Here is a 13,819-nt window from a genome sequence, read left to right as displayed (position 1 = left end):
TGTGCGCCGCTCCTCGCCCGCTCGTCCCGTCCTGTGCGGCCTCCACGCTATCCCGGCGGACGGGGTGGGCGAGGCCGTCCGGGAAACCGGTGCCGGCGGACCGCCGCACCGCGATCGCGCGCCGGACAAGGGTCGTGGGCGGACCATCCGTGCGGGTGGCGCCGCGGGCGGGTGGGGCGTGTCACACCGCGGCGGCGCCGCGCGGGATCACGCGTCGCCGTACGCCTCTCCGCCGAGTTCGACGGTGGCCGTGCCGGCGGTCGCGTCGGCGAGCCAGGCGCGGAAGGCGGGGACGTCGGAGTCGGGGAGGCCGATCTCCAGGGTGACGGCGTCGGCGTAGCGGACGTCGCGGACGGCTCGGCCGGTGGCGCGCAGGTCGTTCTCCAGCTTGCCGGCCCGCTGGTGGTCGACGGTGACGGTGGCGAGACGGTAGCGCCGGCGGGTCACGGTGCCGAGGGCGTCGAGTGCCTCGCCCACCACGCCGCCGTAGGCGCGGATGAGGCCGCCGGCGCCGAGCTTCACGCCGCCGTAGTAGCGGGTGACGACGGCGGCGACGTACCGCATCTCGCGGCGGAGCAGCATCTGGAGCATGGGGACGCCGGCGGTGCCGCCGGGTTCGCCGTCGTCGCTCGCCTTCTGGACGGAGGCGTCGGCGCCGAGGACGTACGCGAAGCAGTTGTGGCTGGCGGTCGGGTGCTCGCGGCGGATGCGGGCGACGAACTCCTGCGCCTCCCTCTCGTCGGCGACGGGTGCCAGCGCGCAGAGGAAGCGCGAGCGGTTGATCTCGGTCTCGTGCACGCCCTCGCGGGCCAGGGTGCGGTACTGCTCCTGCATCCGGCCAGCCTACGTTCCGTCGGTCCGCCGTTCTCCCGCGGCCGGTGCGGGCGCGGGAGTGCGGCCGGCGTACGGCAGGGCGCGCAGGGCCAGGGCCCAGCCGAGGCGGGCCTCACCGGACTCGCTGGAGCGGCCGGTGAGCTCGGCGATGCGGCCGATGCGGTTGAGGACCGTGTTGCGGTGGCAGTAGAGCTGCTCCGCGGCGCGGGAGGCCGAGCAGCCGTGGTCGAGCCAGGCGCGCAGGGTGGTGAGGAGTGCGGCCCGTTCGCCGCCGGTGGCGAGGACGGGGCCGAGGTGGACGGTGACGATCCGCTCGGCGATGTCGGTACGGCCGCTGAGGAGGACCTCGGCGAGCCGGGCGTCGAAGCCCGCGACCTCGCCGCTGCCGGCCCGCAGGGTACGCAGGGTCTGTTCGGCGAGGCGCAGGGCGCGGCCGGCCTGGGAGAGCCGCTCGAACTCCGGGGAGACGCCGGCGGTCACGCCGGTCCGCTCGCGCAGGGCGGTGAGCAGGCCGGGCGCCACGGGGTCGGCCACGCCGGGGCCGGTCGCGGACCGGCCGGGGGGCGTGGCGCGGCCCGGCAGCCGCACGATCCCGGCGTACCGGCCGGAGCGCGGCCGCCAGAAGGACCAGAGGCCGTGGGCGTCGAGGACCGGCGCGAGATGCGGCGGGGCGGCCGGGTCCTGGGCGGCGACGACGACCACGTAGCGGTCGACCGCCGGGACGCCGAGCGCGGCGGCGGCCGCCGAGGCGACGGCGGGGTCGTCGGCGCGGCCGTCGAGGAGGGCCTCGAAGAGGGCGACGCGCCGGGTGTCCTGGCGGCTCTGCAGCTCCAGCTGGGCGATCCGGTACGCGTCGGCCATGGCGACCGAGAAGCGGTCGATGGTCTCCCAGACGCCGCCGGCCATGTCGAGTTCGATGTCCCGGCTGTCGGAGCCCCGGCCGGCCCGGACCCGGAGGTGCTCGGCCATGACCTGCCAGAGGATCCGGCCGCCGCGCCGGTACGCCTGGAGCACGGTGTCGAGCGGCACGCCCTGCTCGGCGCGGCGGCGGCCCGTCTCGCGGGCCGCCCACTCGAAGTCGCCGCCCGTCGCCTCCAGGCCGCCGAAGTCCTCCAGGGCCCGGATGAGGTTGTCCCGGCAGATCTCCCAGAGGTCCTCGCGGGTGACGGGAGCCCCGGAGGCGTACGTACCGGAGTGGGCGCGGATGTCGTCGACGGCGCGGTCGGTGAGCCGGTCGACCTCGCCGAGCATGGCCGTGGCGAGGGAGCGGCGGAGCGCGCCGGAGCCTCCGGCGCCGCCCAGGGGGGTGTGGCTTCCGCCGGAGCGCGCCCCTGGGGGCTCGCCGGGTGCGGCCGAGCTGTGCGTCATGGGTCGCACGGTAACGCCGGAATTTGGCGGATGCCACGGTTCGGGCCGGACGGTGGGGCCGCTGCCCAGCTCGGTCCGTCACATGGTGGGCGTCTGCACATGGCGCGCGGGCGGGGTCTCGGCGGAGTCTGTGCCGTGTCAGCCGATGGTCGACGGCGCCGTCGCCTCCGCTTCCCCGAGCGGTCTCCGCGGCGCCGCCGGCTCCGTGTCCCTGGAGCGTGTCATGTCACTGAGCGTCGCCGGTGTGCTGGGCGAGTCCGCCCGTCACTTCCCCGACCGGATCGCGGTCGTCGAGGGGGCGACCCGGCTCACCTACGGAGAGCTGTGGACGGAGGCGCTGCGGTGCGCCGCGGGGCTGCGGGAGGCCGGGGTGAAGCCGGGCGACCGGGTGGCCGTGCTGCTGCCGAACACCGTCGAGTTCCTGCGGGTGTACTACGGGGCGCTCGCCGCCGGTGCGACGGTCGTGCCGGTGCACGCGCTGCTCGTCGCCGACGAGGTGCGCTACGTCCTGGAGCACAGCGGCGCCGTCGGGATCGTCAGCGGCGGGCCCCTGTGGACGGTGGCCGACGAGGCGGCCCGGGCCGCCGGGGTGCGCGCCTTCCAGGGTGCTCCGTCGGCCGCGGAGCCGCTGGCCGCGCCGGAGCCGTCCGAGCCGGGCGGGGTCGCCGTGGTGCTGTACACGAGCGGGACGACGGGCCGCCCCAAGGGCGCCCTGCTGACCCATCTCAACATCGTCATGAACGCGTCCGTGACGTCGCAGGACCTCCTCGGCCTCGGCGAGGGCGACGTGGTCCTCGGCTGTCTGCCGCTGTTCCACAGCTACGGCCAGACGTGCGCGATGAACGGCACCCTCCGGCGGGGCGCGACGCTCGTCCTCATGCCCCGGTTCAGCGGTCCCGCCGCGCTGCGGATCCTCGCCGACGAGGGGGTGACGGTCTTCATGGGGGTGCCGACGATGTACCACGCCCTGGTGGAGGCGGCGGCGGGGTCGGAGCTGCGGCCGGCGGCCCTGCGCGCCGCGGTGTCGGGCGGCGCGGCGCTGCCGGTCGCGGTCCTGGAGCGCTTCGAGGACGCCTTCCGCACGCAGGTGCTGGAGGGATACGGCCTGACGGAGACGTCGCCGGTGGCCACCTTCAACCAGCCGCACCTGGGACGGCGGCCGGGGACGGTCGGGCATCCGGTGTGGGGGGTCGAGGTGGGCGTCGCCGACGCGGCCGTCGAGGGGGAGGTCCGTCTGCTGGCCGACGGCGAGGTCGGCGAGGTCGTGGTGCGCGGGCACAACGTCTTCGCCGGGTACCTCGACGACCCGGCGGCGACCGCGGCCGCGGTCGTGGACGGCTGGTTCCGTACGGGCGACCTGGGCTCCCGCGACGAGGACGGCTTCCTGCGGATCGTGGACCGCAAGAAGGACCTGGTGATCCGCGGCGGGTTCAACATCTACCCGCGCGAGGTCGAGGAGGTCCTGGTCCGCCATCCGTCGGTCGCGGAGGTGGCGGTGATCGGCGTCCCCGACGAGCGGAAGGGCGAGGAGGTCTGCGCGGTGGTCGTCCGCCGCGAGGGCTCCCCGCTCACCGAGGACGCGCTCGTGGAGTGGTCCCGCGAGCGGCTTGGCCGCCACAAGTACCCCCGGATCGTGCGCTTCGTCGACGCGCTGCCGCTCGGCCCGACCGGCAAGGTCCTCAAGCGCGCACTGGTGTCGGGGAGCTAGGGGTGTCCGTGTCCTCGGGTCCCGTCGACCCCCTGCCGTCGTCCCGGTCGCGTCGTCCGCGAGAAAGGCCCGCATCGATGTCGGATCACGTTCCTGCCGAGGCGCGGACGCGCGCCGGCGCGCTGCGCGGCTCCCTGAAGGACGGGGTGGCCTCCTTCCTGGGAATCCCGTACGCGCGGCCGCCCGTGGGTGCGCTGCGTTTCCGGGCACCGGAGCCCGCCGAGCCCTGGGAAGGCGTGCGGGAGGCCACCGCCTTCGGGCCGACGGCGCCGAAGCGGCCCTACGCGCCACCGCTCGACGCGCTCCTGCCCGACCCCTCGGTCGCGGGCGACGGCTGTCTCAACCTGAACGTGTGGGCGCCGTGGGACGGTTCGGGGCCGTCGGACGACGCCGTGGCGGCCGGCGGGCGGCCGGTGATGGTCTGGATCCACGGCGGGTCGCTGGTCCACGGCTCCTCGTCGGTCCCCGTCTACGACGGCACCGCCTTCGCCCGCGACGGCGTGGTGCTCGTCTCGGTCAACTACCGGCTGGGCGTCGAGGGGTTCGGGGTCTTCCCGGACGCCCCCGCCAATCCGGGGCTGCGCGACCAGATCGCCGCGCTCGGCTGGGTGCGGGAGAACATCGCGGCGTTCGGCGGCGACCCGGAGCGGGTGACGGTGTTCGGCGAGTCCGCGGGGGCGATATCGATCGCGGCGCTCCTCGCCTCGCCGCTCGCCGAGGGCCTGTTCCGGCGGGCGGTGCTGCAGAGCGGGGCTCCGATGGCGCTGCCGCTGGCCGGGGCCCGCCGGACCACCGAGGCGGTGGCGGCGCGGCTCGGGGTGCCGGCGACGGCGGAGGCGTTCGGGCGGGTGGACCGGGAGCACCTGCTCGCGGCGCAGACCGAGGTCACGGGCAAGGGCTCGCCGCTGACCGGCGGACACTCCTTCCAGATCGCCGTGGACGGGGAGGTCCTGCCGCGCGATCCGGCGGAGGCGCTGGCGGCCGGGGCCTCGGAGGGGGTGGACGTCCTGATGGGGACGACCACCGAGGAGTACCGGCTCTGGTTCGTGCCCGGCGGTGTGGTGGACCGGATCGGCTCCCTCACCCAGCGCCTGCTGCTGTGGAAGACCGGGGTGCCGTCGCGGACGGCCCGGGTGTACCGGGCGGGCCGGCGGCGGGAGAAGCCGGGCGAGGTGCTCGGCGCGATCGCCACGGACAAGCTGCTGCGGATCCCGCTGAACCGGCTGGCGGACGCCCGTCTGCGAGCGGGCGCTCCCGGCGGCACGCATCTCTACGAGTTCGGCTGGCGCTCCCCGGTCCTCGGTCTCGGTGCCTGCCACGCGCTGGAGCTCGGCTTCGTCTTCGACACGCTGGACCTGCCGGAGACCCGCGCCCTGACCGGTCCGGACGCGCCGAGGGAGCTGGCGACGGCGATGCACGCGGCCTGGACGGCCTTCGCCGCGACCGGCGACCCGGGCTGGCGCGCCTGGGACGCGGCCCGCCCGGTGATGACCTTCGGCCCGGGCGCTCCGTCCCTCGTGGAGGCCCCGCGCGAGGCCGAACGGCTCGCCTGGGACGTCTGAGGCGTCCACCGGGAATCACCGCGCCGCGCGGCTCGTTCTCCTCGTGGACGGGCCGCGCCGAGGAGAGGCAGCAGTAACGATGAGCGTCGACACCACGACCACCGAGCCGACCGGCTCCTCCGCCGCGGAGACGGTACGGCGGATCCTCACGTCCACGGGCGACACCTGGGCCGTCGTGGGGCTCTCCTCCAATCGGGCGCGGGCCGCGTACGGCGTGGCGGCCGTGCTCCAGCGCTTCGGTAAGCGGATCGTCCCGGTCCACCCGAAGGCGGAGACGGTCCACGGCGAGCAGGGGTACGCCTCCCTGGCCGACATCCCCTTCCCGGTCGACGTCGTCGACGTGTTCGTCAACGGCGACCAGGCGGGCGGCATCGCCGACGAGGCGGTCGCGATCGGCGCCAAGGCGGTCTGGTTCCAGCTGGACGTCATCGACGACGACGCCTTCGCCCGGACCCGCGCAGCCGGCCTGGACATGGTGATGGACCGCTGCCCCGCGATCGAGATCCCGCGCCTCGGCTGACCGCGCGCGGACCGGCCCCGTCGGCGCCCGAGCGGCGCCGGACGGGGCCGTCGTCGTACGGCGCAGGGGCCGTCGTCGTACCGGGGCGAGGCCGTCGTACCCGCGGGGGCCGTCGTCGTACGGTGCCGGGGCCGGCGGACCGGGACGGGTCAGCCGGCCGGGACGCCGAGGCCCTCCAGGACGACCGCGCCCGGCAGTTGGGCGAATGCCTTGCCGGGCAGGATGAGCTTGCCGCGGCGGCGTCCGCTGCCGACGAGGACCCACTCGGTGTCCAGGACGGCCGCGTCGACGAGCAGGGGCCAGTCGGCCGGGAGGCCGATCGGCGTGATGCCGCCGTACTCCATGCCGGTCTCGCCGGTGGCGGCCTCCATCGGCGCGAACGACGCCTTGCGGGCGCCGAGGTGCCCCCGCACCACCCCGTTGACGTCGACCCGGGTCGCGGACTTCACGACGCAGGCGGCCAGGGTCGTCGTCTGGCCGCGCCTGCCCGCGACGACCACGCAGTTGGCGGACGCGTCGAGCAGGTCGGGGCCGTGGTGCGCGACGAAGTCGGCGGTGTCGGCGATGGCCGGGTCGGTGTCCACGTACAGCAGTCGGTCGGCCGGGACGGGACCCGTCCAGGCGCGGACGGCGGCGGCGACGGGGCCGGTCAGCAGGTCCAGGCAGTCGGGGGCGGGCCGGGCGTCGTCGAAGTCTCCGAGGGGTGCGCGCATGGGCCTCACGCTAACAACCCGGAGCCGGGGCGGGGGCGTTCGTCTCAGCGTACGGGCGGGATGGAGACGGCCATCGTCATCTCGGCCGGCTCGTCGCCGTCGTTGCGGTAGACGTGCGCCACGTTGGCCTCGAAGACGGCTGAGGTGCCGGCGGGCAGGGTGTGCTCCTCGCCGTCCACGACGAGGGTGAGGACGCCGGCGGTGACGTGGAGGAGCTCGGTCGTGCCCTCGGGGTGCGGGTCGGAGGCGCTGCCGTCGCCCGGCATGAGGGTCCAGGACCAGAGTTCGAGGGGGCCGCGGGCCTCGGTGCCGACCAGCAGGGTGGTGTGGCTGCCGGTGGAGGTGGACCACATGCGGACGGCCTGGCCGGGCGGGACCAGCCGGACCTGGGGGCCCTGCTCGTAGTCGAGGAGGGTCGTGATGGAGACGCCGAGCGCGTCGGCCAGCTTCACCGTGGTGCCGACGCTGGGGTTGGTCCTGGCCTGCTCGATCTGGATGATCATCCCGCGGCTGACCCCCGCACGTGCGGCGAGCGCGTCCAGGGTGAAGCCCCGTTCCTTGCGCCAGCGCTTCAGGTTGCGGGCGAGCGACTGCGTCAGCTGGTCGAGGTCCGACACGTTCCGTCCAATATTCTGGATGACAGAGTTCAACAAACTGAACTACGGTGGGGTGTACCCGATCGTTCACCGCACTGTACTGCGTCCCGCCGTACGCGACTGCGAGGCTTCCATGACCGCCCTGTTCGCCCTGGCCACCAGTCTGCTCTGGGGGCTCGCCGACTTCGGCGGCGGACTGCTCACCCGCCGGATCCCCGCCCTCACGGTCGTCGTGGTCTCCCAGGTCCTCGCGGTCCTCGTCCTCGGCACGATCGTCCTCGCCACCGGGGCCGGGAGCGAGGCGGGACCCCGACTCTGGTACGCGGTCGGGGCCGGCGTCGTCGGTCCGGCGGCCATGCTCGCCTTCTACAAGGCCCTCGCCCTCGGCCCCATGGGCGTCGTCTCCCCGCTGGGCTCGCTCGGCGTGGTCGTCCCCGTCTCCGTGGGACTCCTCGTCGGGGACCGGCCGGGTCTGCTCCAGTTCGCCGGCATCGGCGTGGCCGTCCTCGGCGTCGTCCTGGCGGGCGGCCCCGAACTGCGCGGCGCGCCCGTCCGGCGCCAGGCCGTCCTGCTGACCCTGCTCGCCGCCATCGGCTTCGGCTCGGTGATGGCCCTCATCTCCGAGGCGTCCACCACGGTCACCGGCCTCTTCCTCGCCCTGTTCGTCCAGCGCGTCACGAACGTCCTGGTGGGCGGCGCCGCCCTCCTCGCGTCGGTGGGCCGCGGCGGCCGGGCGCTTCCGGAGGGCGGCCCCGCGGTCGTCCGCGCGGCCCTGCCCGCCCTCGCCTTCGTGGGCCTCGCCGACGTCGCCGCCAACGGCACGTACGCGATCGCGGCGCAGCAGGGCCCGGTCACCGTGGCCGCGGTGCTGGCCAGTCTCTACCCCGTCGTCACCGCGCTCGCGGCCCGCGGCGTCCTCAAGGAACGGCTGCGCGCGGTCCAGGCGGCAGGCGCGGGCCTGGCGCTGGTGGGCACGGTCCTCCTCGCGACCGGCTAGCCGGTCGCGCCCGGGCCGGTCAGGACGGCACGGACTCCGTGGGCTCGGCCCGCTGGGCCTCCCAGGCCGCCAGCGCCGCGAGCTGCTCGGGGGTGACGTGCTCCGGGATGGGCACCGGGGCGGGCGTGCGGATCGGCGGCTGCCAGCCCTTCTCCGGGTCCCAGCTGCGGACGACCCTGGCGGGCGCGCCCGCGACCACCGAGTGGTCGGGCACCTCGCCGCGCACCACCGCGCCCGCCGCGACCACCACGTTCCGGCCGAGCCGCGCCCCGGGCAGGATCACGGCGCCCGTGCCGAGCCAGCAGCCGGGCCCGATGGAGACGGGCTCGGAGCGCGGCCACTGGCGGCCGACCGGCTCGTCCGGGTCGTCGTAGCTGTGGTTGGTCGAGGTGATGTAGACGTACGGCCCGCAGTAGGTGTCCGAGCCGATGGAGACCCGCGCGTCGGCGATGACGTGGCTGCCCCGGCCGAGGACCACCCCGTCCCCCAGGGTCAGGACGGTGTCCGGCCCGAGGTCGAGGTCCGGCAGCATCCCCGCCGTCAGCGTGACCTGCTCGGCGATGATGCAGCACTCGCCGATCTCGATCCACGGTTCGCCGAAGACCGTGCCCTGCGGGAAGGCCAGCCGGGTGCCGGCGCCGAGCCTGCGGAAGCGCAGCCGCCCGGGATGCTCCGCGGTGACGGAGCCTGCCCGCTGCACCCAGCGCCAGCCGCCCTGCACGGCGTTGGCCAGGACCCGGCGTCGCCAGGCGGCGAGAGAGGAGAACGTGTTTCTGTTCCTGGGCACCCGGCCACCGTAGTCGGCGCCGTCGTGCCTGATCAGTGCGGTGCGCTGTGATGTCCGTCATGAGCACGGCATAGGCTGCGGCCGGGAGTGTCCGCGGGCGCGACACGACGGCTGACGATCAGGAGCGAACCATGACAGAGGCGTTGATCAAGGGTGTGGGCGGCAAGGAGCCGGTGATCGACCCGACCGCCTTCACCGCCCCGACCTCCGTGGTGCTCGGCGAGGTGACGCTCGGCGCCCGAGCGAGCATCTGGTACCACGCCGTGCTGCGCGCGGACTGCGGTCCGATCGCGATCGGCGAGGACTCCAACATCCAGGACAACTCCACCGTCCACGTCGACCCGGGCTTCCCCGTCTCCATCGGCGACCGGGTGACCGTCGGCCACAACGCGACCGTGCACGGCTGCGTCATCGAGGACGACGTGCTCGTCGGCATGGGCGCGACGGTCCTCAACGGGGCCCGGATCGGCGCCGGCTCGCTGGTCGCCGCCCAGGCGCTCGTCCCGCAGGGGATGGTGATCCCGCCGGGCTCCCTGGTCGCGGGCGTCCCGGCGAAGGTCCGCCGCCCCCTCACCGACGAGGAGAAGGAGGGCATCAAGCTGAACGCCGAGATGTACCTGCTGCTCGCCAAGGGCCACGCCGAGGCGTTCGAGGACTGAGCCGTACGATCCGCCGGGCGCGCGCCCGTCAGGCGGAAGGCGTGGAGGGCGGCACCCCGGCCGGGGTGCCGCCCTCCACTCGCTTCGTCCGGGTGTCAGTCCGCGACCGGGACCGGCTCCGCCTCGGGGGCGGCGGCCCGCTCGGCGGCCGCCTTCCTGGCGCGGTTGCGGACGACCAGCATCGAGGCGACGCCGATCAGCACGGCGAGGACGAGACCGAGCCAGGAGAAGCGCTTGAGCCACGCCTCGGCGACGATGCCGACCGAGTAGACGACGGCCGTGGTGCCGCCGGCCCAGAGGATGCCGCCGAGGACGTTGGCGACGAGGAACTTCCAGTACGGCATGTGCAGGACGCCCGCGAGCGGTCCGGCGAAGATCCGCAGCAGGGCGATGAAGCGGCCGAAGAAGACCGCCCACATGCCCCACTTCTGGAAGGACTGCTCGGCGAGCCCGATGTTGGCCTCGCTGAAGTGCTTGGGGAATCTCCTGCCGAGCCAGGCGAGGAGCGGCCGGCCGCCCTTGCGGCCGATGGCGTAGCCGATCGAGTCGCCGATGATCGCGCCGGCGGTGGCGCAGGCGCCCAGGACGTACGGGTTGATCTCGCCGTGCTGCGAGGCGAGCAGCGCCGAGCTCACGAGGACGATCTCCCCGGGCAGCGGGATGCCCAGGCTCTCCAGGCCGATCACCACGCCCACCAGCGCGTAGATCGCGACCGCCGGGATCGTCTCCAGCCATTCCTGCACGTGCAACGCGGTTCCTCCCGTGTCGGCCGCCCGGCGTGCACCGCGTCGGGCACGCCCGGGCAGCCTATCGGTCGGAACGGACGGACCTCGACGCCCGTGGTGAGTCCTGGGTCACCCGGCCCCCGCGCGAGGGCGAGCGCGCTCCGGGCGCCCGGGGCGGGGCGCTCCGGCCGGCGTCGCGCCGGCTGCGGGAAGCACGACGCCCCCGCACCCGAGGGGCGCGGGGGCGGTTCGCGGCGACCGGTCCGGCCGTCAGCCGTTCGGGCGGAGGGTCCAGACGACCGTCATCTCGCCGGTGACGGCGCCGTCCTCGCGGGTGACGTCGATGTGGACCGGGAACTCGGGGCGCTGCCCGGCGTCGAGGTCGGCGACGACGTCGGCGACCGGGCGGCCGAGGGTGGCGGTCGCGGTGACCGGGCCCATCGCGAGCTTCTTGTAGCCGATCTCGGCCTTGACGGCGAGGGGGACGGCGCGGCCGAGCTGGTCGCCGAAGGCGGCGAGGACGATGGCACCGCTGGCGGACTCGGCGAGGGTGAACATCGCTCCGGCGTGGGGGCCGCCGACGTGGTTGTGGTAGGCGGGCTGGTCCGGCAGGCGCACGACGGCCCGCTCGGCGGTGGTCTCCAGGAACTCCAGGTTGAGGGTTCCGGCCATGGGGACCGTGGCGGCGAGCATCTCGCCGACGTTCATCTGGTCTGCGCTCATGGCCGTGATGTTACCCACCAGTAGCAGCGTTGGCCATCCCTCTCGTGGTCCGACCGGCCGCACACCTCTATGGTTACTGGCCATGTGGCCAGGACAGCAGCCGCCCGGGGGCGAGCAGAACCCGCAGGACCAGAGTCAGAACCCCTACCAACAGTCGGGGTACCAGCAGCCGAACCCGTACCAGCAGCCGCCGGCCCAGCCCGGGTACCCGCAGCCGCCGACGCAGCCCGGCTATCCGCAGCAGCCGCCGACGCAGCCCGGCTACCCGCAGCAGCCCGCCGCGCCGGGCTATCCGCAGCAGGGATACGGCCAGCAGCCCGGATACGGGCAGCCGAACCCGTACCAGCAGCCGACCGTGCCCCAGCAGTACGCGGTGCCCGGCCCGGGGCAGCCCGGCGGCCCGGGTGACGGGAAGAAGAAGACGACCCTCGTGGCGATCGTCGCCGCGACCGCGGTCGTCGTCGCCGCCGGCGTCACCGGCTACCTGGTGCTCGGCAAGGACGACGACAAGACCACCGACGCGGGCGACCCGAAGCCGTCCGCGACGACCTCGGCCCCCTCCGGGGATGCGACGCCCAGCACCTCTCCGTCGCTCGACAACCCCCGCGACGGAGCCGCGCAGCAGCCCACCATCCCGGGCTGGAAGGTCGTCCACAACCCCAAGTACGGCACCCTCTTCGACGTTCCGCCCGAGTGGGAGGTCATGAAGCCGGGGTCGATCACCTACTTCGACGACGAGAAGAAGAACGACGGCTCGCCGCTCGTCACGATGTCCAGCCCCACCCGCTTCAAGAGCAAGTGGTGCACCTACGACACCGACAAGAACGGCACCGAGGAGACCTGGGGCCTGAGCACCGCGGGCACCAAGGGCGGCCAGGGCGCCAAGAACACCTCGGAGGCCGCGTACAACGAGGCCGGCACCTGGGTCTGGGGCGGCTACGCGCAGCACATGCCGCAGAACACCATCAAGATCACCAAGGCGGTGCCCTACACCACGAAGTCGGGCCTCGTCGGCAGCCTGTCGACCGCCACGGCGCCGAACGTCAAGAAGCGCAACAAGTGCGAGACGGACGGCAAGGCGTTCGCCTTCACCTTCAAGAACGCCGCGGGCGACTTCACCACCTGGGTCCTCTACGGAGCGGACGGCGTGAAGGACGAGCTGCCCGACGCGACGATCCGCCAGATCCTCTCCACGGTCCGGCTCGCGTCCGGTTCCTGAGGCGTCCGCACCGGATACCGGTTTGGCAGGAGGGGGAGGCGACAGGGATAGTCCCGGGGTGACCAATCCCGCCGACTCCCCCGCCTCCCCCGGCCGCGCCCCGCTCTCCTCGCGGCGCCCCGCGTGGGCGGGCCGCAACTACGTCCTGCTGACCGCCGCCACGATCGTGACCAACCTCGGCGCGCACGGCGCGCTGATCGCCACGACCTGGGCGGTCTTCGACTCCGGCGGCGACGCGGGGGACGCGGGTCTCGTGGCGATGGCGCGCTTCCTGCCGCTCGTGCTCTTCCTGCTCATCGGCGGCGCCGTCGCCGACCGGATACCCCGGCACCGGGTGATGGTCGCGGCGAACGCCCTCAACTGCGTCTCGCAGGCCGTCTTCGCCGCACTCGTCATCTCCGGCCAGGCCCAGCTCTGGCAGATGATGGTCCTCACCGCCCTCTGCGGCACCGGGCAGGCGTTCTTCAACCCCGCGGCCGAGGCGATGCTGATGTCCAGCGTCAGCGGGGAGCAGGCCAGCCGGGCGTTCGCCGTCTACCGGATGGCGATGCACGGCGCCGGGATCGGCGGGGCCGCGCTCGGCGGCGCGCTCGTCGCCTTCGTCGGACCCGGCTGGGTCCTCGCCGTCGACGCGCTCGCCTTCGCCGTCGCGGGCGGCCTGCGCGCCTTCCTCGACGTGGACGGCATCCCGGAGCGCGCCCCGAGCGGCGGGCTCTTCGCCGATCTGCGCGAGGGCTGGCAGGAGTTCGTCGGCCGGCCGTGGCTGTGGTCGATCGTCGCCCAGTTCTCGGTCGTGGTGGCGCTGATCGGCGCGGTCGAGTCGGTCTTCGGGCCGCTGGTCGCCCGCGACCAGCTCGGCGGCGCGCGCCCCTGGGGCCTGGCGCTGGCCGCCTACGGCGTCGGGACGGTGGCCGGAGCCGTCCTCATGACCCGCTGGAAGCCCCGTCGCCTGCTCTACGTCGGGACCCTGTGCGTCTTCCCGATCGCGCTGCCCTCGGCGGCGCTCGCCGTGCCGCTGCCGGCGCTGGGGCTGACGGCCGCGATGTTCGTCAGCGGCGTGGCCATCGAGGTCTTCGGCGTCTCCTGGATGACGGCCCTGCACCAGGAGATCCCCGAGGACAAGCTCTCCCGGGTCTCCGCCTACGACTGGTTCGGCTCGACGGCCCTGCTGCCCCTCTCCACCGCCCTCGCCGGTCCCGCGGAGATCGCCTTCGGGCGCAGCGAGGCGCTTTGGGGCGCCGCCGTCCTCATGGTGGTCGTCACCGCCCTCGTCCTTCTCGTGCCGGACGTGCGGAACCTGACCCGCCGTGTCCACACGAAGGAGGTCGCGGGCTCCCCGCTCGACCCCTCGGCCGAACGGGAGCAGGCGGCCGCGCCGCAGGGGGCCTGAGCGCGGACGCCGCGTCGG

At 74.4% G+C, this 13,819-nt stretch carries 14 protein-coding genes; 7 read left to right on the top strand and 7 right to left on the bottom strand.

Features of this window, described 5'->3' with window-relative positions; genetic code table 11:
- Positions 1–207: 207 nt before the first annotated feature.
- Both AB0424_RS00325 and AB0424_RS00320 read right to left on the bottom strand, forming a co-directional pair.
- Positions 208–834, bottom strand: coding sequence for a YigZ family protein (locus AB0424_RS00325; protein WP_366300997.1), 627 nt, complete (start codon positions 832–834; stop codon positions 208–210).
- Positions 835–843: 9 nt separating this feature from the next.
- On the bottom strand, positions 844–2,202 hold the full coding sequence (locus AB0424_RS00320) for a helix-turn-helix domain-containing protein (protein ID WP_366300995.1): 1,359 nt from the start codon (positions 2,200–2,202) through the stop codon (positions 844–846).
- A gap of 223 nt (positions 2,203–2,425) precedes the next feature.
- Here AB0424_RS00320 and AB0424_RS00315 point away from each other — a divergent pair, with 223 nt between their 5' ends.
- From AB0424_RS00315 to AB0424_RS00305, 3 genes are all read left to right on the top strand, one after another.
- Positions 2,426–3,910: a long-chain fatty acid--CoA ligase gene (locus tag AB0424_RS00315; RefSeq protein ID WP_366300994.1), complete on the top strand. Its 1,485-nt coding sequence runs from the start codon at positions 2,426–2,428 to the stop codon at positions 3,908–3,910.
- A gap of 77 nt (positions 3,911–3,987) precedes the next feature.
- Entirely contained in the window at positions 3,988–5,472 is a 1,485-nt protein-coding gene (locus AB0424_RS00310; RefSeq protein WP_366300992.1) for a carboxylesterase family protein, read from the top strand.
- 79 nt (positions 5,473–5,551) lie between these two features.
- The gene (locus AB0424_RS00305; RefSeq protein ID WP_366300991.1) at positions 5,552–5,992 is read left to right on the top strand and encodes a CoA-binding protein; all 441 of its coding nucleotides are present in this window, start codon (positions 5,552–5,554) and stop codon (positions 5,990–5,992) included.
- Between the two features lie 149 nt (positions 5,993–6,141).
- On the opposite strand, the gene AB0424_RS00300 is transcribed toward AB0424_RS00305, so the two are convergent.
- Positions 6,142–6,705 carry a YbaK/EbsC family protein gene (locus tag AB0424_RS00300; protein ID WP_366300990.1) on the bottom strand — a complete coding sequence of 188 codons (564 nt, stop codon included), beginning with the start codon at positions 6,703–6,705 and terminating at the stop codon, positions 6,142–6,144.
- A 44-nt stretch (positions 6,706–6,749) separates the two neighbouring features.
- Positions 6,750–7,322 carry an XRE family transcriptional regulator gene (locus AB0424_RS00295; protein WP_366301825.1) on the bottom strand — a complete coding sequence of 191 codons (573 nt, stop codon included), beginning with the start codon at positions 7,320–7,322 and terminating at the stop codon, positions 6,750–6,752.
- A 112-nt stretch (positions 7,323–7,434) separates the two neighbouring features.
- Here AB0424_RS00295 and AB0424_RS00290 point away from each other — a divergent pair, with 112 nt between their 5' ends.
- Complete coding sequence (locus AB0424_RS00290) at positions 7,435–8,298, top strand: DMT family transporter (protein WP_366300989.1); 864 nt, start codon at positions 7,435–7,437, stop codon at positions 8,296–8,298.
- A 19-nt stretch (positions 8,299–8,317) separates the two neighbouring features.
- Here the strand turns inward: AB0424_RS00290 and AB0424_RS00285 are convergent, their stop codons facing one another.
- On the bottom strand, positions 8,318–9,085 hold the full coding sequence (locus AB0424_RS00285) for an acyltransferase (RefSeq protein WP_366300988.1): 768 nt from the start codon (positions 9,083–9,085) through the stop codon (positions 8,318–8,320).
- 131 nt (positions 9,086–9,216) lie between these two features.
- Here AB0424_RS00285 and AB0424_RS00280 point away from each other — a divergent pair, with 131 nt between their 5' ends.
- On the top strand, positions 9,217–9,744 hold the full coding sequence (locus AB0424_RS00280) for a gamma carbonic anhydrase family protein (protein ID WP_366300986.1): 528 nt from the start codon (positions 9,217–9,219) through the stop codon (positions 9,742–9,744).
- Between the two features lie 95 nt (positions 9,745–9,839).
- Here the strand turns inward: AB0424_RS00280 and AB0424_RS00275 are convergent, their stop codons facing one another.
- Complete coding sequence (locus AB0424_RS00275; protein ID WP_366300985.1) at positions 9,840–10,493, bottom strand: DedA family protein; 654 nt, start codon at positions 10,491–10,493, stop codon at positions 9,840–9,842.
- Between the two features lie 246 nt (positions 10,494–10,739).
- Positions 10,740–11,192, bottom strand: coding sequence for a DUF4442 domain-containing protein (locus AB0424_RS00270; protein ID WP_366300983.1), 453 nt, complete (start codon positions 11,190–11,192; stop codon positions 10,740–10,742).
- A gap of 82 nt (positions 11,193–11,274) precedes the next feature.
- Between AB0424_RS00270 and AB0424_RS00265 the strand changes: the two genes are divergently transcribed.
- Together AB0424_RS00265 and AB0424_RS00260 are read left to right on the top strand one after the other, a co-directional pair.
- Entirely contained in the window at positions 11,275–12,411 is a 1,137-nt protein-coding gene (locus AB0424_RS00265) for a hypothetical protein (RefSeq protein ID WP_366300981.1), read from the top strand.
- 58 nt (positions 12,412–12,469) lie between these two features.
- Positions 12,470–13,801 carry an MFS transporter gene (locus AB0424_RS00260; RefSeq protein WP_366300980.1) on the top strand — a complete coding sequence of 444 codons (1,332 nt, stop codon included), beginning with the start codon at positions 12,470–12,472 and terminating at the stop codon, positions 13,799–13,801.
- Positions 13,802–13,819 lie beyond the last annotated feature (18 nt).

Origin of the sequence: Streptomyces sp. NPDC051180, from assembly GCF_040689545.1 — a bacterium.
Classification (GTDB): domain Bacteria; phylum Actinomycetota; class Actinomycetes; order Streptomycetales; family Streptomycetaceae; genus Streptomyces.
The sequence above is the reverse complement of the archived record's forward strand: the minus strand, read 5'-3'. Positions and strand labels throughout refer to the sequence as shown.